We start from the raw sequence: 19520 nt of genomic DNA on the forward strand, positions 1-19520 counted from the left end.
AGCGGATCGCGAACATGATTACTCTAGTGGAAACACCAAGAGAACGACACGAGGCGACAGAATTGGATGCCGATCACGACGATCAATCAGGAGGGAAGATTCTCCTCTCCGCTCGTGGCTTGCGTAAGACTTTTGGCGGCGAGGTTGTTCTCAACGGACTCGATTTCGATCTGCACGAAGGTGAAGTCGTTCTATTGCGTGGCGAGAATGGCTCGGGAAAGACCACGTTGATCAATATCCTCACAGGAAATATCGAGCCCGATTCTGGCGCAATTCACTATAGCAGTAATGGATCATCGCGCGCTTATGAATTTCCACGACGGCTGTGGCAAGGGTTAGGTCCTCAAGATCATTTTCGGCCGGAATTCGTCGCCCAGAGCGGAATTGGCCGAACCTGGCAGGATGTACGTCTGTTCAATTCTCAATCATTGCGGGACAACATTGCCGTCGGTGTTTCAGCCCAGCCAGGCGAGAATCCTTTGCGCACTCTATTTACTCCGCGACACACCCGCCGAGTAGAGCGCCAAGTCGGTCAGAAGGCTGACAAGATACTTGCCGATCTTGATCTTGGCGGACGCGAAGATTCTTCGGCGGATAAAATCTCGCTCGGACAATCCAAGCGGGTTGCCATCGCGCGCGCATTCGCAGCCGGCGCTCGATTGTTCTTCCTTGATGAACCGTTGGCCGGGCTGGACCGGCAAGGCATCATCAACGTCCTCGCCTTGCTCGAGTCACTGATTCGCCAGCACAGGGTTACCGTTGTTGTTGTGGAACACGTTTTTAATCAAATTCATCTACACGGCCTTTTGACGACGGACTGGCTACTGGCGAATGGCAGGATTCAACGAACTGCCAGCGAAAAGATCATTGGAAATCGCAATACGCTAACGCCACAACATCGACCCGCCTGGTTCGACCTTCTCGTGCCGAGTCGGGCGGAAGTTTTGGAAGAAACTTTACCACGTGGGGCCATACTAACTCGAATTCGGTCTGGCAAGCGCGGCTCAGAATCCAGAAAAATCCTTGAGATTCGCAACCTAGTCGTGAATCGCGGTTCACACACCTCGATTGGTCTCGATGATGGACGTGAGATTTCTGGACTCAATCTCGCACTTTACGAAGGCGAAACCGCCGTCTTGCAGGCTCCAAACGGTTGGGGGAAAACGACACTCGGCGAAGCGATCATAGGCCTTATTCCCATCGATCGCGGCGAGATTCTATTCGACGGTCAGGACATTAAACAGCTGCATGTGTGGCAACGCGCTCGTGCAAGACTTCACTTCGTTCCCGCACGCAGCAATGTATTTCCAACACTCACGGTCGAGGAATCTCTACGCGCGGCCGGCATCCAGGATGCCCCCCCGCACTTAAAACCTCTCTTACAGCGCACGGCAGCGCAACTTAGCGGAGGCGAGCGACAAAAACTCTCCCTCGCTTCAGTGCCAGCAAATAGCCGCCTCGTTGTGTACGACGAGCCTTTTTCAGCTCTCGATTCCGCTGCTCTGATGACTCACGCAAACACCATCGTCCAAGGGCATAATGCCAAATTGATTATGTTGCCCCAATCTGACGCACCGCTTTCCACGGCAAATGAAACCAATATGAACAGCGACTAATCATGATGAATCCATCTTCCAAACGAAAATCGATTGGCATTTCAGCTCTCGCGGGATTTTTCGTCCTTTTCCTCGTTGGCAGTTGTAACAAACAAACTTCCACGGAAGCGCAAAAGGAAACGGGCACTGACAAGATTCTCGTGGGATCTATTTTGGCGCTCACCGGACCAGCTGCGTCATACGGAGAGATGATGCAACGCGGACTTCAGCTCGCGGAATCCGAGATCAACGCTTCAGGAGGGATCGGAGGTAAACAGTTGAGCGTTATTATCGAAGATTCACAGTTTTCGGCACCCAAGGCCGTCTCCGCATTTCAGAAACTGACTTCGGTGCAAAACGTCAAAGCGATTGTTGGGATTACTGGCAGCAAGATCGCTCTTCCAGTAGCCGAAGCGGCAAAATCAGGAAACTATCTCATCATTGATGCGCTTAGTACCGCGCCGGCTCTGACAGAGCGAGGGGGTCCTCGCTATTTCCGTGTCATCGCATCGGATGCGTTGGCTGGGAAATACAATACCGACTGGGCAATTGAAGAGGGCATGAAAAAGCCTGCCCTCATCTATGTAGAAGACGAATGGGGGGCGAGTTATCGGAACGCCCTTCAAACATATCTCAAATCGAAAGGGTTTCCTGATCCGTTGATTGAAGGCGTAGCCGCGGGAAGCCGGGACTTCCGCACTCAGCTTCAGAAAATTAAAGATAGCGTTTGCGATGTTGTCTTTCTCCTTACGTACAGCAACGAAGGAGCGCCCTTCGTTCAACAACTGCGTGAAGCTGGCGTCACTTCACGAGTCTATGGCAGCGACAACCTTAGTTCGCCTGAGTTTACTGCCGTAGGCGCAACCGTTATCGAAGGCGTCCGCGTCGCCCTTCCATTGCCAACGGAAGGAACGGAGTACGACGAATTCGTCAAAAGGTTCAAGACCGAATTCGGAATGGACCCCGATGTGAACGCTCTTAAGAGCTACGACGCGCTAAACGTTGCCGCGAAAGGAATGAAAGAAGTCGGAACAGATCCAAACAAAATTGCCGACTATCTGCATTCGCCTCAGTTCTCGTATCGCGGCATCTCCGGCGAGATTCGCTTTGATCAAAACGGCGATTTAGTGAGTCAACAATATCGACGCCAGGTTTACCAAAACGGATCGTTGGTGCCTTGGAAGATGTCCAAAGAATAATGATAGCGGATACGACATCGCGTTTCGCAGATGCCACGGCGGACATCACCGACCCAAAGAATCTCGAACTCGCGCAGGCAACGTTTAACGAGGAGTTGCTTTACGAAGCGATCGTCTCGTTTGCGAGCGATTGGTTCGCCCGTGTACAACGACCTGCTCGAATTCTCGATCTCTGCGCCGCCACTGGGCTAACAGCCAAGAAAGTTTCGGACGCTATTTCAACGGACTCGGTTACCCTCGTAGATAACAGCCCGCAAGCTTTAAGCGAGAGTCACGGACATTTCCCAACAAACCTTCCAGTTCGACGCTGTTGTGTCGATGCTGTGACTTTCACCAGCGACACACATTACGACATCATTCTGGCAAATTCAGCATATCACCACATAGAGGATGATCGGAAAGGGGCGTTTTTAAGGAATGCAACTTGCCTGTTGTCACGGGATGGCATCCTCATTCTGGGCGACCACTTTCTTCCGGCGTACGTAGACGAGGCGGGACATGCCCGCGCCACCGAGCAATTCTATTGCGCCCTTGTCTCGGAACTTGAAACGCGAAACTCAAATCCACGCGCAATTGAAGTAATACGTAGCGCGGCGAATCACGGCGTTCGCTCAAACGGTGAATACAAGGTTTGCTGGAGTTATTTTCTTTCCAGCCTCGACTCAACTCGTCTACTACTACAAACATTCAAGCTTGTCTGGACGCATCCATTGAGTCGGGCGAAACAACTCGTTGGTTCTGTGGCGAGCGTTCTCAAGGCCGATTTTAGGCCAGTTTCCTGAAATGGCCGCTAGAGCTGCAGAGCTTGATTTACTTGACCGGCTCCAGGCCGGCGCCGGTTTTCGCAACGAGCGCGAAGCGCTCCAATTATTCGGAAGTCAGTCCGCCAACAACGTCGATTTGACTATTGGTGGCGAAATTATCAACACGTTGACTAACGGAACCGACGCGTGTTCCGAGGTGCTTTGGCTGGAGCCAGAATGTGCGGCCGCTTCCAAGTCAGATACCGAAAAGTCTGCACGAATGTGGCCCTTTGCCATGAAACATGCGTGTCAGAAAACAGTCGAAGCCGTCCACGAGCCTTTTCTTAAAGGCGAATCAGCGTGGATACTAAAAACCAAGTACTGGTTCTCACTCAGCAGTATCATGGCAGCGGAACGCAGAATGGCGCTGGCGAACGCCAACGGTCAGCGTGGTTCACACCCAGAAGTTTTTCTGATTCTTCTCGATGGCGTGGCACCGGAGGCATTCCAAAAGTGGGAGCGGTTTCAGGGCGGACTCGTGGCGCTAGTCTATCGTGAAAATTTCATACCAATACTGGAGACCTGTACTGAAAAGCGATTTCTCTGCAGCATCATGCTTGAAGGCGATCCAGAAAAGGATGCCAAGTGTTTCAAGAATTTCTATGACTGGCTCCAGGAGGTCCGGACCAACACATTTTCGGATCTTGGAGTCTATGCCGGTTTCAGAATGGGGGCGAAACAAGCCAAATTATGGGCCGCTCTCACAACAGCGGTCAAACCTACAACGCTAACCGTTCTTGAATCCTTTTATGATCGGTTTCAAGCGCGCTATGCAGACCTAATTCGGCGAGCCGCGAGTGACGGACTAGAGGTCTTCTGGGAGGAAACGAAACACCTAAATCACGATACGATTGAAAGCGGTCAGGCAGATGAATTTTTGCGACGGTTTATCGATCAGCCTGGTACAGATTGGCCGAAGGGATTGGATGAAGCAACTGTTCGCGAGGCTCTCAAAACAATGTGTGGCCAAAACTGTGCATTCGCCTCAGGGGGGCAGCAGAAACCGACAGAGAGCCTCACTACGTTGGGCGGTTTTTTCTTTCTCCTAGCTGCAATTGCTTCGAAATTTGGTTCGACCAATAATTGGTTGAAGAGGATTGAGATCGAGCTTCAGAACGGATACGATGCGCGCAATGATCATTTATTACCCGAACAAAATGACAAGATAGCGACAGCCGCTGCGCGATACCTCTTCAAACTGTTTACGCTCATATGCGAGCACCGTAAACCGACGTCTGTCATTGATCCGTTCTTGGTTCGTAAGGTTATTCTAAACCGCGACTATTTAGAGATTCATGTCGCACTGGATTCCCAGAGTCTGTCCAAGTCGGTTGGATACGAGCTAAGCCGGTTAGTCTCAATCAAAACCGAATCTGACAATCCGACGCAACCAACAGACACAACAATCCAAGCTCTAGATATTGCGTTATCGGATGACCAATACCACGCGGGGACCGTCGCGCAAAACATAGCAAGATTCGTGACGTTAGCCGCTATACGGGTAATCGCTCCCAATGTGGAGTGTCATCACGAGTTATTCTTTCCACCGTCGACTCTTCAACTGATCTCCAAACCAGAAAACACGGGTAACAGAGACGAAAAGAGGCTAATTCTACGTTTCAACAAATGCAAGACATCCTTGTAATCGACGGCGACTCTGAACGTGCCACCGCTTGGGCTACGCGTCTCCGCGCGAGCATTCAGGAGATCAATGTCTGGCTAATCACGGAATCCGATCTGGCCAGAAAAGGAAAGGCCCGAAACGTAGCGCGATGCTTAAATGAGTCGTGCCCTCAGCCGGATGTTGTGCTCATCCACTATCGAGACAACAAGCCTCACATGAGGCCCGCGCATATTTCGCTTCCATACACAACATTCTGGTATGGAGGCGCAGGTGCGGAACCCGAGACAACGAAGGGGTGGCACATCGTGTGTTCCCTAAATCGAGGCGATGATGTCACAACCAAGATTTCTGTTCCTGAAATTAGGAAGCTTCTGCTTTGGGCGTTTGATCCAAAGCGCGATCCGGAAAAGCCACCAAGCCTCTTAAGGCTCTCATCTCCGAGTGAGGCGTTGCCCGCGCTATCTATGTTATGCCAGGGCTATCTCGCCGCATTCGCCGGCTCAAACAGTGATCAACACTCAGACGACCTGGATCGCGCGCTGGATCAGATGCAGTTCTCGGAAATGCCTCGCGAGTTTGCCAGCGAAATCGCGAATCGATTTACGCAAATACGACAAAAGACTTGGTGGAGGTCTCCATTTGAGAAAGCGAATCTAACAGGGGAGACCCGAACGGAGGCGCAGGATGCGGGTTGCAGCGACATTCCGAAGCCAATATTGGATCTGCTTAAAACAATTGAGGAAGGTGATGGACAACAGACGCTTGGCCATAGCAACAACCTCTCCGATAACGATTCACAGAAACTGCTGGCAGAGGCGGACTTAGTGGCAAAAGCCTTCTGCGAGGTAGAGAAACTGCTCCTTAAAAGGAGCAACGAGCTCCTTCGGCCGAATGAAACTGGGGGCGGAACGTCAAATACTGTTACGCAGGGCAAAAGGGCAACATGAATACAACCGCCACAGTCACATTTCCAATTTCCGCCCTCAAGCGGTTCGGCGAGCATCTTGTCGAAATTGCGCATCGCGATCTAGGAATGACACGCGATACTGCCGCCAGCTTCTCACAGGACGCGCATCAGCTGCTATCAAGAGATGGTGATTTCACCCGGTTGAGTGCGCTATTGGCAAGCAGCGGCATTCGGGATCGTTGGAATAAGGCGTGCGCCAAATACCGCGCCACCGAACTCGCGAAGTGGATTGCTCCACATGTTCGCGGACGTTTGATGGATTTATTGTCTGGAGACGGCCGGATCGGTGAAAATCTGGCCAGCAATGGAGCCGATGTGTTGCTGGTAGAGCGGCCGGACGTTTATGATGTCGATCACAGCTCACACTCAGCACCGTTCAGACTTTTTGACGAAGACAAACCATTGCCAATGGTCGATACGGTTCTCTTGAGTACAGTTTTGCATCACGAACCTGACGCAGACGGGCTCTTGCAGCTTGCCGCTAAATCGGCTCGCCGCCGTCTCATCCTGGTCGAGAACTGCCTGGAGTCTGAGCACCCTTCAGAGTTCCAAGAGTTCATGGATTTGTTTTTCAACCATTGTCTGAATCATACCGGATTGGATTCGCCTATGAATCATCGGACGGAGGAACAATGGATTCAGACGTGCGCATTCTACGGAGTTCCAGTTGCTGTCGACCGCAAAGAACGACTGCCAGGTATTCCACTATCCCATCACTTGATCGTTATCGAAACAAAATGACGCGACTACTCCAACGGCGTCAGCAGCCAAATCAAGAGATTCAAACTGATGACCAAGTTAGTCTTCGGGCAAAGGCAAGCGATAGGGATCAGGACGAGAGAGAGTTTTTACGTTACTTCACGTGCCTGGCCGACGGCCTTGATCAGGAATTGCGCCAACGCATTAACCGCACAGCAATTCGGACGCGCGAGATTGATTCATGGAATTCAAGTCTTTCTGATTTTCGTCGTTTTATTGCGCAGCTTTCCGAGTCACAGCTATGCGGCGGAACCGTTGCGGATGTAATCGCTCAATATGAGCAACTCGCTCGAAAAAAAGGCTGCACGCTAAACAATGTCGCTGAGGTCGCGCGCGCGTACGAAAGCATGGACGCGTTTTGGAATGATGTTAGCGCGCAATCTCGTGGCGATAGTTCACACACGTATTGGGACACATACGAACATGGTCGTCGCCGCCAGTTGGAGCACCTACTTGCACAGATGTATGGCAGTGAAGACGGATTACTCCTGAACAGTGGAATGTCGGGAATCGCCGTTGTCTGCGAAATGCTAAATCTGCGTCCCGGCGACACAGTAGTAACAGGCGAGCGTTCCTACTTCGAAATCACCGATTTTCTCGACCGCTTCGTTTCAGAACGGGGAATCCGTGTTGTTCGAGTTCCAGTAGGCGATTTCCAAAAAGTAATTGCGGCCTTACAAGAATCCAAACCGCGTCTGGTGATTATCGAAACGGTAACGAATGTTCCGAGTGTTGATGTGCCTGAGAATGTTCCAGCATGGCTCGAGGCAGCGAAGCAGGCTTTATTCTTAATCGACAATTCCGTTCAAAGTCATCTGACCTGCTGGTTTTCCATTCTGCCGCAACACGAACGACTCATTATTTTGGAAAGCGGAGTTAAATATCTTGCGCATCATTGCATGGCCGGCATTCTTTACGGCAACCGGACAACATTGGAACGAGCGCGCAACTACGCGCGAGTAGCTGGCCAGCAATTGCAGGAAAAGGCGTTTAATTTTATCAACGTGGCAGAGACCGAGCACCTGCCTGAAAAACTAGCGCGGCATACGCAAAACGTGCGACTTTTTCATCAAACACTCCAGCCGTACGCTCGATGCTTTTCATTAATGAACGTGCTCGATTCGACAGCGACACACGGCGCGGCGAATACGATCTTCGACGAAGGTATCGGGGCGTTACTCTTTGTCGCGCTGCCTCATGACAGCGGGAACGCAAACACCGCTCATCGGCGTTTGCTCGACGATTGGCGTCAAGGAGCCGCTCAAAATGGGCTCATCGTTCAAATTCGTTGCGGCTTTGGATGGAATCAGACCACTGCGCGTGTCTACGAATCCGGTTTCTTAAACCAACCAGATGCGCCGACGTACTTGCGAGTCTCGGTCGGAATTGAACCGCAATGGATTGTTCGCAGTTTGGCGGAGACTCTGGGCAAGACAGCGCTCGCGATCAGCCAGGTGAAATTGTCGGCCGTTCATACGAGCGGAAGCTCAGAAGGTTCCACTGAGGTCCAGCTCTTTTATCCAGGTTTTGTTGCATAGACGGCGGCGCCGTAAGGCTACGGGATTCTCCGAATGGCAACTCCTCTTGCGAACGCGCTCAGGCAAGTCTTGGGAAAAGAATCTGACCTGATCGTAATTGACTACCGAGACAAGAATACTTTCTCGGACCTGTGGCTCCACGGACTAACGTCAGACAAACCGACCATCCGAGGATTGTCCTGCAATTGGAATGATCCAAATTCGATACTAGTGATCGTCGGTAGTCTTCCGCCGAGCGAAATGTTCACCGAACGGCAAAGTGCTTCGACGTTGATTAATTTTCGCGATCATTTCACAGCAGCTTCGTGGCTGGCCGCTTGGAAACTGACGTTTACTCCTGACCAGAAGAACGAGAAACAACGCCGAACCGAGCCCCTCGTGAGGATCGCGATTATCGATCCTAATACGTCGGAAGTTTCCGGCCCCGCTGCCCGCGCTATCCAGACGCTCTTTGGCGCGAAAGATGCCACTGGTAAAAACCTGGCTCCTCGCGCAACCGTCCTCCGCGCGCCAAGTCTGAAGTCGATCTCCAAATGGATTCACGATGCCAAGACCGATGCTCACGACACGCCTCAAAATGTTTGTGATCTCCTTAAATCTACAATTTGGGCCGAGCTCACTTCGAACCGCGAAAGACATCATGCCATTAGCAATGTTCTCGGCGCATTTCTACTCAGACGGGAAGTACGCGGCGAGTCGGCATCAGACTCGATAATCGATCAGCTTCTGGAGCAGTTAGTAAAGTCGGTTGTCGATCTGCAGCTCGATGATTCCGGCCGGACACTAAACGAACTCGTTAGAGAATTATTCGAAACAGCGAGTAAATCGAGAAATCATGCGGTTAGAGAACTGCAATATGCATTGATCGATGACATGGTCGACCTATGGGAGCCGTTCTTGCGCGGTGTACTCGATCTGCAGGATTCAAACCGGCTGCATACGGCATCGGGGGAAGCCTTTGGTGATATGATCGAAAGCCTGCCGACAAGACTGGAGAATTTTTTGGGCCGGCAAAGCCCTAGTCTTAGTATTGGCGATCTTTTTGAGGATGGCCCCACTGACATTAGGAATTTCGTTCTCTTCCTCGATCTGCGTCTTTTTCCGAAGTCTGATGCTACGAAAGAAAAGAGCGAGCCGGAGAAGAAATTCATCAAAGACCTCGTCGACTTCGGAATCAAGTTGATCCATTCCGAGCGGAATCTCCCGTGGTTAAATGGGACGAGAGGGAAGGACAATCTGTCTGATGAACTGGATGCATTGAGGTGCGATGCAAAAGTTGCGTCTTCGCCCGGCAAATCCGCTCCGCCGCCCGACGAAACGCTACTCGCGCGCTTGGTCAGCCTGCTCGACCCGACTCTTCCGATTGTCGTTTTCTCATCCACACATCGGACAGAGCTGACCGCGGCGTTCCGCGATTACGGCAACATCATTACTACATTTCGGAAGCCGATCCTGAGCGGCATGACTGGCGACTGGACCGCAATCTTTGAAGAGCTCCGTGCCGACTTCATTGATGCAATGCAACGCGCCGCTGCCATCTCGGAAACTCGCCGTTTGCTGGCAGAAATCGCTTCATAACCTACTGAACCAGCATGAAAGCAATCGAGATTTACATCGACGAATCGGGCGTGATGGACTCCAAGAAGCCGATGAATGTCACCGGCTTAACACTGCTGTTGTCCGATGTTGATCAGTCGGAATCTTTTCATGCGCAGTTTTACGATCGCGTGAAACAGAAGAAGTGTCTGGCGGGACGTTGCAGTAATGCCCCCGGCAAAAGTGGAAGTATCAGCGCTCCTAGGGAATATCTGAAGAAACGTCTTCCGAAAGGAGTTTCCGCTGCCGAAGCACAGCACCAGCAAGCTAAATTGACAGAATTCGTTAGCTCCGCTGTAGAGACGGCGAAGCAACATGGGATCACGATTTCTGCGTTTTCGCTTCAGTTCCCGGCAATAGCGTTTCCACCATGGGAAGCGGCCAATGACTGGGAGGTGAGCCTTCTTGATCGCTCTTACATAGAGCGTGTGAAAGATTTGTTAGAGCTGCTTTTGTTTGAGACACCATGGGTTACTCTGGCACTTCAGGCTGATTGCGTTTTGTCACTCGATCTGCCCACGCGATCCGTAAAGGTGGAAAGCACGTTGGTGCCGGCCGGTCTCAGTCTGACGGAAGTGAGCGACTATGCTTGGACCACTTGGGGTCTCCGGAATGATCGCCAAAATGTTCGGGAACTCGGGGCTGCGTCTGTTTCACCGGAGGATGGAGGTGGAATTCTCACCGAAGTCATCACCCGGAGACGAAGCAACCCTTTTCACCGTTTGAAGGTACAGCGAGCTAGATGTGTGCGGTTGATGGATTGGGGCACGTGGACCAAGGATTGTCCCACCGCAAACGCCCGCAACGCGTGGAGTCAAAAGTATCTCCCGCCTAAACAGGTTCATTATTTGGCTGATTTTCTCGCAAACGCGATTTACAGATCAGGAGAGTTATTGCATAACAAGACTATCCAGGAATGGTTCAAAGACGGGTTTCAGTTGGATGCCTGTAACGATGCTGTCGATCCTTGGATAGAAGCAATGCGAGCTTTTGCAAATAAGGACCGCGTCGGTGCAATCGAAATGCTCGGCCACTCAGCTGCGTCAAACGCCGCCGGTGGGCAATTCGCGTTCTTTCGGAGCCGGGCTTCGAAGTGGCACCAAGAGATCGAGGGCGCTGACTTGCGGCGTTTGTTTCAGATCCAACGAAATGCGTGACAGCAACCAGCTACGTAAACTGTGCGATCCCTTGCTGGTATTCGGCGACTTTCTTGGACGCGGACGCGTGCGTATCCTAAACAGTCACCGTGCGGCCAGATTACGCTTCGTAGTTTGTTCCAGAAACTATTAGATTCTGGCTGTGTCGATCGCAAAGTTAAAGGCAGAAAAGTTCGGCCGCACCTTCATTGTGGGCGACGGCGTATATGCACGCTCTCTCGCACACGTACTTGGCGCGTATTGGATCGTCTCAGAGTCAAGTCCCGACACCGCAATAGGAATTGATGGGCGAGCACCCGGCGGGCGATCCACGGTTGTCTTAGTACTGGCCTCGAATGACACGGGCTCGACCGTTGTTCGAAGGCACCGAGATCTCTGGCTGAGGATTCCCGGCGAAGCGCTGGCTTGGATTATCGTTGCCGAAAACGAGCAGCAGCGCATTCAAATACGCAATCAAGACGTGTACGGACGGGCCGATGGCACTGAAACCTTCGGCGCGGAATCATGGCGCAAACGTTATGCCATCTTATCAAGAGTGTGCAGACTTAGCACCGTGCTCAACCACCGCAGGGCGTTGATGCCAATGATGCGTTCAACGTGGGAGCGAAGCGATGTCGGTGCCGCGACAATACAAGAGCTGCTGCGCAGAATTGAAGCCGCAATCACCGGCAACCCTGGGTCCCTTGTGGAGCAACTCACGAGCGGACTACCGTTCTTGGTTTGGGAGTGTTTTTGCGATCATCTTTATGCCAACAAGATTCGAGATTGGATGTCGCGTGACAAACAGTGTACCGCATGGCTTCTGGAGGGAAGACAGCTCCTCATGGAGCTTGGACACGAAAACAAATGAGATATTCGATCCGCATCTTAATCGCGGAGGACATCAAAGAGTGGCGTACCGCGCTGCGAGAGGAGTTGCACGATCGTTTCCACGCCATTCGCCACTATCGCGAGGTCGAAATCGATACAGTTGAAGACGGCGACCAAGCGATCGATTACGTAAGAAAACGGAAATATGATCTCGCTGCTCTCGATGTTGGCTTGGGGAAAACACCTGATCCAAGCGGACTGGACGTTTTGGAGATGATCGAGGAACAAAACGCCGCCTTTTTTGTGGCGCTAGTAACCGGAGCCGCCACCGACTCGTCTCTTGTGAAACGTTACGGACCGGACGCAGCGGCTGTTATGCAGGTTGGCTTGCAGTGCGAAGCGGCCAAACGTTTCGCGCCCGACAGAATCCGAGTGGTGAACAAGCCACCGACCGGAGGGTTCGAAAAACGGTGGGGCGCCGTGAAAGCTGCTCTGGACAGTGTGATAGAAGCATTCGAGTACGCCGCTGCATGGCGATATGTCTTCCGTCCAATAAATCAAGGCGGCAAATTATGGGAAGCCCGTTGGAATGGTGGTCCATACGTCCGGATCGGGGACATGGCCGGCTTCGCCGAAGTTCGTTACATCCTCAAGAGCGTCGATCGTGAAGACGAACTCACAGTCAATGAAATGATGGACCGAGTGAGAGAATCCCTCAGTCGGCGCAGAGGAGGTGGCAAGCGTAAGGGAAAAGCGAAGGCAGGCTCAGAGCCGGACACAGCTGCAAAACAAACTTTGGTGCTTGACGATGTGGTCAAAATGCTCCGCGAGGGCTGGCGAAGCGGCGAGATTACCGAAGATGCCTTGGCAGATTGGCAGGAATACCTAGGCTCCAAACAAATAGAGAAGGTTGGACAATTCTTTCAGCGCAAGGGAGGCGACGAAACACTAGTGAAAGCGTTGAATGGCATGCTCAAAGACGCGACTAAGAACGGTGAGAAATTTGATGGCAAGGTTCGCTTGGTTCCGCGAAGGCCCGGCAATCAAAACCGCGCCGACGATGCTGAAGATCCTAATCGTGAGCGGAACCTAGGAGCATTCCGACAGCAGTGGAGGCGGGTTAAGGCAAGGCTTTCAGAGGTAGGCTTAGAAGGAATGGCGGAACATTTCGAAGCAACGATTGACCGCGGGGACCGCAACCCGGGCCGTTGCCCATACGATGCCAACCTCGCTGTCCGATGGGTGCTGGATTGAATCGTTTGGGTGACCTTCACTGAGTCGGCGGCCCCGCGTTTCGCACCGGTCCCGCTGAGGCAGATTTTGTCACGCGCTCGCGCGGTTTCGTCACGTTTATCACGTGATGAAAACAAACAAACTTCACCTCACTGGGTTTACTCTCTCACTCGCGCTCGCAACGGCGCTCGTCACTCCGTGCAGAGCTGCTGAGCTAAACAAAGAAGCGCTCGGCGTCGCAAAGCCAGCCTTCAGCGTGTTTCTGATCGACGACGAAACAGGGGAGGAACTGACGACCAAACATGGCATCCGTCCCCTCGCTGCAAGTGATCTTGAAGCCCTGATCAACGTCGTGCTTCGCGGGAGTACTCCGGTGAGGTTGCTCCATCAGGCAGTTGACGAGGATTCCGCAGATAATGCCTTGGCCCGGATGGATTTCCATCCTTACGGCGGCGGACAGCCGCCCAAAGCACCGTCCCCAGGACTCCCTTTGCGCCAACTATCCGAAGAGATGAAGACCTACAGAGCAGTGCGAGGGGAATGGCAACGCGGGATTCGCGCCTACCGCACAAACGTAGTCGCCGGGGTCGAAAGATTCATCAAGGGAATCGCCGCTACGCAGGCTGAAGTCTCGGAGCGTTTCGATCGGATGTTGGCCGAGCGTAATGGGCGCGATTTCAACAGAAGTGATATCCTGACGTGTATCACGACAGCTAACCGCCTGCTCGGATCGGAAGGCAGGCGATTTCTGGTACTCAATACAGACGCAGAAGATTTGCCAGCCCACCGTCAGCCGCGCAGAACAGCGCTGACCGTTCAGGAACTCGACTCACAAATAGAACTGATTTTCGTTAATACTAGCCACCTCCCAGACCAGAGCCTGCTTTTCCACGGTCTCGCAAACCCGGTTCATCACGCAGACTCGATGCAAGCAGCGATGGACATCATTGTTGGGTCTCTCAACACGGAAATGGCCGGGGAGGACAGCGAGACGGATCGTGTCACGAGTGCCCTGCCTGATGTCACGCCAGGTAGTTAACCAACCCCAAAAACCATGCCGAACCAAATCACATCGAAATACGAAGTCGCCCGTCACCAAGATGCAAACACAGCACGGCAAGTCCGTGCGCGCCACCGCGTGATCGGTGCCGTGCGCAAGGGGGTGGAACACGCGCTCGGACTCGATCGTCAAGCCGGAGAACTGGAACGGCAGGTCGCTGCTTACGATGCCGACACGGACGGATTCCAGCAACGAGTCCATAGCGACCACGTCGCATGGAATCTCCGCCTCATCTTTTTCAGTGCGATTCTACTTTATGTTTTCCTTGAGTTAATCTCGTCGGGAGACATCGCCGAATTTCTGGCGCATCAAATGGCTCCGCTCTTCCGACTCGACACGGCGGGCGAAACACCGATGTGGCTGCGCCGCCTCGCTGGAGCGGCTTTCATCGGAGGAATGTTGGGAGCTACGTTGCTTATCAAATTCGTGACAACGTGGTTCGCGGGTGTGTTCAGGGCCGCGCGAGCGTCAACCATGCCCGGCGAACATCTCCGCTACTGGAGTCTCACCGGAGCGATATGGGGAATGTATTTTGCCAAAGTGGTGTATGTCGGCGCGGCGGCCTGCCTCTACGTATGGCTGTTCGGATTCGCTCAGCAACGCGCGGCGTTGATGGCAGACATCGCTACGGAACAGAAACAGGTCGTAGAATCGACCGACCTCGGAATTAAGATCCAAAGGGGCGCCGTAGAAACAGAGACAGTAGCTGTCGCCAAACCCGCAGGGACTGTCGATTCAGCCGCAACCACACGCTTGGCTGGCGCATCCGGCGTCTTTTATGCGGTGATAGTTCTTCTGCATGCGCTTGTCTTGTTGCTGCCAACAGAAGGTTTTGCGCGAGAGCTTGAATTTGCTCATTTCAAACGGGGCAAGGCAAACGCACGAGCCACCGCCTTCCACGCAGAGGAAGAGAGGACGCTCCGCGATATTTATGAACGGATTCGGCTTGCGCCGGCCGACTACCAGCAAGACCTCGTTTATTCGGCAGAGCCGGTAGTTCCAAAAATCAATAAATTGTACGGCAGCCGGGTTATTCGAATTGCCGGGCGTGATCAGAATTCCTCACTTGATGGCAATGAGCCGGGCGGGGATGCCACAAGGCTAGCGCCGCTGTCTCCCCGGACGCCGAACGGGCCGACCGGCGATGGCACGGCAGCAGTGGCAGAAAGCAGCCGCGACAACAGTGCCCCGATCGACCAGGTGCCCGCTACGAATTGGGACACCATTTTTCCGGGAGCGCAACACAGCTAAATCAAACGAGACGCCGTCCTAACCCACATCCACTACCATGAGCGAAATTCGCAGGACAACCACCATCGACAAAATTGACGTACCACCCCGCGTACCCTTGATTTCATTCAGCGAAGTGATCACTGCCATCGGCTGGATCGCATATCAGGGAACGAAGTTTGCTGTAAAAGGGGCGATCACGGGCAGTACGCTAGCCTACAAAGGCGGCAAAGCTTTGGCAGCCGCCGCGAAGGAATCGCGCGAGCGAAGCCTGAGTCTTCACCAGATCACTCAACTGGTTGATTCAGCGGCGACGGCAAAACATGCCGTGGTTGCCCTCGCCGCTGCCCCTGGCATCGAGTTGCCACGGCAGCAGGCGGAAGCCATCGCGGCCAAGCTGAAAGTGCTGGTTGCCAAAAACGACAAGGCAGGCCTCACCGCAGTTGCTCGAGATCTGGTCCTAGGCAGACAGGATCGCCTTCGCGCAACGCTGGTGCCTCTTGTTGCGGAGTCGTGTGAAGCAAGCGGTTTTGTGGCAAAGACGCTAAGCACCGAAAACGGACTAATCGCAGCTAACAGAAAAGGAACGCGACAAAGCATCGCGATTGAAGTGGCCAAGGGAAAAGAAGGCGGCATCCAATTGCACTTCGACGCCGAGGGATTCGAAGGCGGTACATGCGTCCAGGCGCTCGATGCAATTCAACATGAATTGCGGACTCGCGGCGTTCATTGCGACCTGCGCGAACGGCGGCGCAAACACCGCCGCCCAGTGTTTGATCGGAGCAGAGTAGGAAACCATCTCGTTATGCAAACGGCCCGATGAGCGCAAACGCCAAAGACAACATGAGCATACCCACCGAACGCACAGCCACCGCAATTGACCCGATCATCAACGCGTACCGGTCCGGCCATCAGACCGTCCTTCTGTCTGGTCGATCGCTGTTTGATCTACACATCAATGAGCGTGGCGAATTACGTCCGCTGCGTCACACGTTGATCCGACGCGCACGAGAGGAGTTCGGCATGACTACGCTTCTCTACAATCTCGCCTTGGGACCTCGCTGGAGTTGGGAAGGTTTCGACGGCAAAGAAAGGCGCGACTTCGAATCAAAGTTGGAAGCGGCGAGGGTTCCTCTATATGAGGAAGTCCGCAACAACATCACAGGGCGTCCCCCTCACGAACGTGCGGTCGATTTGCTGAAGTCGATCCAACAGACCATCGAGCAGGGCTCGGATATTCCGCCCGTGTTGGCGCTTTTGGAATGGGGTGAAGACTTGGTGCCGGATTCGGAACGCGGAGCAATCAACGATTGGATCATGCAAATGAATGAGCTGCTGGTCATGATAGGCAGCGATTACTTGCGCCGGAGGCATCCCTTTCTCATGGTCTTGGCGGGCACTCCGGAACGGATGGACCGTCGTGTTGTGAACAGCCTTCAACCTGTTCATCTCGCGCAACCCGAACGCGACGAGAAGACACTCTTCATCCAAATGTTGCGCGGGATGCCGCATCTCAAAGGCGCTTCCTACGAGGAAGGCTTAGACGATTCCGCGGTAGCTAATCTAACGGCTCGGACGCCAAACCAGAGCCTCGAGGAAGCATTCTTCGAATCCGATCGCACCGGTCGTCCCATCACGCACACTCGCATTGTCGAACGCAAACGCGCGGATGTTGTCGCCTTATCGGAAGGCACAATGACACTTCTTGATGCCGAGCGAGTCGCCGGGATCAAGCTTGTGGGACGAACCATAGAACATGTTCTGACTCTCCTATTAAGATGGGCGCAAGGTCTCAAACAAGGCGATCCGCTCACCCCAATGAATATTCTCCTCGCAGGAGCACCTTCGTCGGCTAAGACCGATCTGGCCCTATTCGCCGCACTCATGTCTCAAACGCCAGCCTATGCACTCTTAAGTCCAAAAGGCTCGTTAGTGGGCCAAACTGAAAAACTGGTTCGTCTGCTTTTCCGTATTTTCAAAGAACTGAGTCCAGCATTCGGCGTGATTGATGAAATTACCGAGGCATGGCAAACGCAGCGAAACAGCACAAATCTCGATTCTGGCGCGTCGGATTCAGTACTCGCTGAAATGCTAACCGCACTCTCGGATTCGTCGCGAGCAGGCCGCACGCTGCTGATAGCCACTACAAACTGTCCGTGGAAAATTGGCGCGGCAGCTGCGGACCGATTTATGTTCGTACCCGTTCTTTCAGCACTGGAAGAAGATTTCTCTGCGATCCTATGTGCCATCGGCGAAAGGCTGCTTCCAGACGCGGACTGGGATGCGAGCAGCGCCGAGGTCAAAAACGCAGCTACTGTATTTTATCGCAAGAACGCAACTCCTAGGACAATGCGCTCAATCCTTTCCTCCAAGATCGCCAGCGGAGAGGAGCGAGTGCTGCGGCACCTACTTCCCAAGGCAGCTGCAGATTGTGCACCTCGCCATCCCCGAGATCGAGCGAGTGCCGAATACGCAGACTTGTACGCGATCAGCGTTTGTTCAGACTTGGCCTTACTTCCCTGGCACAATCGAATCTTTGACTATCCATTACCGGCTTACCTAAAGGGAATCGTGAGCGAAACCGACGGCACGATTGATATCGATCGGTTGAATCGTCGGATTGAGGAGCTCAGACCCAATGTCAACGTCTGAAGCGACATTACCATCTAGAGCAGCCAGCCGCGTCGCAGAATACGTCGATGTGTTCATGAATGAACCGCTAGCGTTTCGCGGACAACAGTTGCGCGGCACAGGCCCCATTCACGAATTCGAAGGGTTGCTCGCCAAGCGCTGTGGATTTCCGTTTTGCGTCTCCACCTGCAATGCTACGACTGCGCTGCTTGTCGTTGCGATAGCGGCCAAACTTCGTGGACGCGAGGTAATCTGTCCGCCAAATAACTGGGCGGCCACCTTCGGGCTATTAGAGTTCGCGGGCGCAAAGCTCATCCGTGCTGAGGCCGACGAACTGCGGAACATTTGTCCAAGGTCCGTTGAAAGTCTCATGTCAGCAGCGACAGCGGCCGTCCTCGCCGCCGATTGGAAGGGAGAGCGGCATCAGGTGGAGATGATCGCAGTCGCCTGTCGCCACAACGGATGCCTCTATATTGAAGACACTTCTTACATTCCGCCTGAACGCTCGGAAAGCGACAGAGCTTCGGTCGCTGACGTTCAAGTAATCTCGTTCGGACCGGGAAAACCCCTCAGCCTCGGTGAAGGCGGGGCGATACTCACCCGCTCCTCGGCAATTTACGAGACCGCCGTGGCCTTAAGCCAGCATCCTGAACGGTGCCGCGCCGAAGGCATCAAGCCGATGTCAGGTCATCAGTTTCTAAATGCCCGAATGCATCCGCTCGCAGCGATTCTGGGCGTCGAGCTGTTGAAACAACAAGCAAACTCACCGAGCCGATTTGTCTGAGTGATCGCGCCGCTTACGCTAAGCTGGCGTGACGCTCCGCCGTTGGGCACGCTTTTGATTTCCCTCTACATTAATCTTTTAAAATCGATGATTTCGCAATCCCAAGTCTACCGCGTTTGCCGGTTCACTACCTAGTGGCTCGGTAATTTTCACAAACAACCGGATTGTACTGGAATTTCCCAGAAACCGTCTCCAGGAGCAAATAATCGTCAGACGCGTCCCGTTGCGGAAACGGGCATTCAATCGCGTCTAGCACAATAGGCCTCCAACAGACTCTCTACTCGTGTTGATGGCCACGACGCACCAGACATGCAGTCGAGGAACGCGTCTGGGGATCTCCCCCCTCCATCGAAGCAGCCAGAGACATCCTGCTAAGAGCACAACCGATCTTTTCTACGAAGCGGTGATTACTTTAATCTCACCTGTTACTTTGTCAGTTCGGGGACTTGCAAACAGCCAAGGATCACCTCCGCCGGACTTTCGCGCGATGGGATCGTGGAATTGGAATTACTGCGGCCTGGACGTCGCGCCCCT

16 protein-coding genes are annotated in these 19520 nt (G+C 53.3%); all 16 read left to right on the forward strand.

What is annotated here, in order from left to right; translation table 11 throughout:
- Window positions 1-26 precede the first annotated feature (26 nt).
- Window positions 27-1616, forward strand: a complete 1590-nt coding sequence (locus VJU77_16750; GenBank protein ID HKP05003.1) for an ATP-binding cassette domain-containing protein — start codon at window positions 27-29, stop codon at window positions 1614-1616.
- Between the two features lie 2 nt (window positions 1617-1618).
- Window positions 1619-2794, forward strand: a complete 1176-nt coding sequence (locus VJU77_16755; protein ID HKP05004.1) for an ABC transporter substrate-binding protein — start codon at window positions 1619-1621, stop codon at window positions 2792-2794.
- Window positions 2794-3576 (forward strand): class I SAM-dependent methyltransferase, encoded by a 783-nt coding sequence (locus VJU77_16760; protein HKP05005.1) that lies wholly within the window; start codon window positions 2794-2796, stop codon window positions 3574-3576. The genes VJU77_16755 and VJU77_16760 overlap by 1 nt, the downstream gene beginning before the upstream one ends.
- A gap of 1 nt (window position 3577) precedes the next feature.
- Window positions 3578-5242: a hypothetical protein gene (locus VJU77_16765; protein ID HKP05006.1), complete on the forward strand. Its 1665-nt coding sequence runs from the start codon at window positions 3578-3580 to the stop codon at window positions 5240-5242.
- Window positions 5224-6168, forward strand: coding sequence for a hypothetical protein (locus tag VJU77_16770; GenBank protein ID HKP05007.1), 945 nt, complete (start codon window positions 5224-5226; stop codon window positions 6166-6168). The genes VJU77_16765 and VJU77_16770 overlap by 19 nt, the downstream gene beginning before the upstream one ends.
- The gene (locus VJU77_16775; GenBank protein ID HKP05008.1) at window positions 6165-6929 is read left to right on the forward strand and encodes a hypothetical protein; all 765 of its coding nucleotides are present in this window, start codon (window positions 6165-6167) and stop codon (window positions 6927-6929) included. Before VJU77_16770 ends, VJU77_16775 begins: the two co-directional genes overlap by 4 nt.
- Window positions 6926-8485: a PLP-dependent transferase gene (locus VJU77_16780; protein HKP05009.1), complete on the forward strand. Its 1560-nt coding sequence runs from the start codon at window positions 6926-6928 to the stop codon at window positions 8483-8485. The genes VJU77_16775 and VJU77_16780 overlap by 4 nt, the downstream gene beginning before the upstream one ends.
- Before the next feature lie 33 nt (window positions 8486-8518).
- Window positions 8519-10063, forward strand: coding sequence for a hypothetical protein (locus tag VJU77_16785; protein HKP05010.1), 1545 nt, complete (start codon window positions 8519-8521; stop codon window positions 10061-10063).
- Window positions 10064-10077: 14 nt separating this feature from the next.
- Window positions 10078-11238: a hypothetical protein gene (locus VJU77_16790; protein HKP05011.1), complete on the forward strand. Its 1161-nt coding sequence runs from the start codon at window positions 10078-10080 to the stop codon at window positions 11236-11238.
- 142 nt (window positions 11239-11380) lie between these two features.
- Complete coding sequence (locus VJU77_16795; GenBank protein HKP05012.1) at window positions 11381-12088, forward strand: hypothetical protein; 708 nt, start codon at window positions 11381-11383, stop codon at window positions 12086-12088.
- Window positions 12085-13302, forward strand: a complete 1218-nt coding sequence (locus tag VJU77_16800; protein HKP05013.1) for a response regulator — start codon at window positions 12085-12087, stop codon at window positions 13300-13302. The genes VJU77_16795 and VJU77_16800 overlap by 4 nt, the downstream gene beginning before the upstream one ends.
- A gap of 106 nt (window positions 13303-13408) precedes the next feature.
- The gene (locus tag VJU77_16805; GenBank protein HKP05014.1) at window positions 13409-14320 is read left to right on the forward strand and encodes a hypothetical protein; all 912 of its coding nucleotides are present in this window, start codon (window positions 13409-13411) and stop codon (window positions 14318-14320) included.
- 15 nt (window positions 14321-14335) lie between these two features.
- Window positions 14336-15592: a hypothetical protein gene (locus tag VJU77_16810; GenBank protein HKP05015.1), complete on the forward strand. Its 1257-nt coding sequence runs from the start codon at window positions 14336-14338 to the stop codon at window positions 15590-15592.
- Window positions 15593-15629: 37 nt separating this feature from the next.
- Window positions 15630-16394 (forward strand): hypothetical protein, encoded by a 765-nt coding sequence (locus VJU77_16815; protein HKP05016.1) that lies wholly within the window; start codon window positions 15630-15632, stop codon window positions 16392-16394.
- Window positions 16391-18223 (forward strand): AAA family ATPase, encoded by a 1833-nt coding sequence (locus tag VJU77_16820; GenBank protein ID HKP05017.1) that lies wholly within the window; start codon window positions 16391-16393, stop codon window positions 18221-18223. Before VJU77_16815 ends, VJU77_16820 begins: the two co-directional genes overlap by 4 nt.
- Entirely contained in the window at window positions 18210-18986 is a 777-nt protein-coding gene (locus VJU77_16825) for a DegT/DnrJ/EryC1/StrS family aminotransferase (protein HKP05018.1), read from the forward strand. Before VJU77_16820 ends, VJU77_16825 begins: the two co-directional genes overlap by 14 nt.
- Window positions 18987-19520: the final 534 nt, after the last annotated feature.

Source organism: Chthoniobacterales bacterium (genome assembly GCA_035274845.1).
Classification (GTDB): Bacteria; Verrucomicrobiota; Verrucomicrobiia; order Chthoniobacterales; family UBA10450; genus AV80.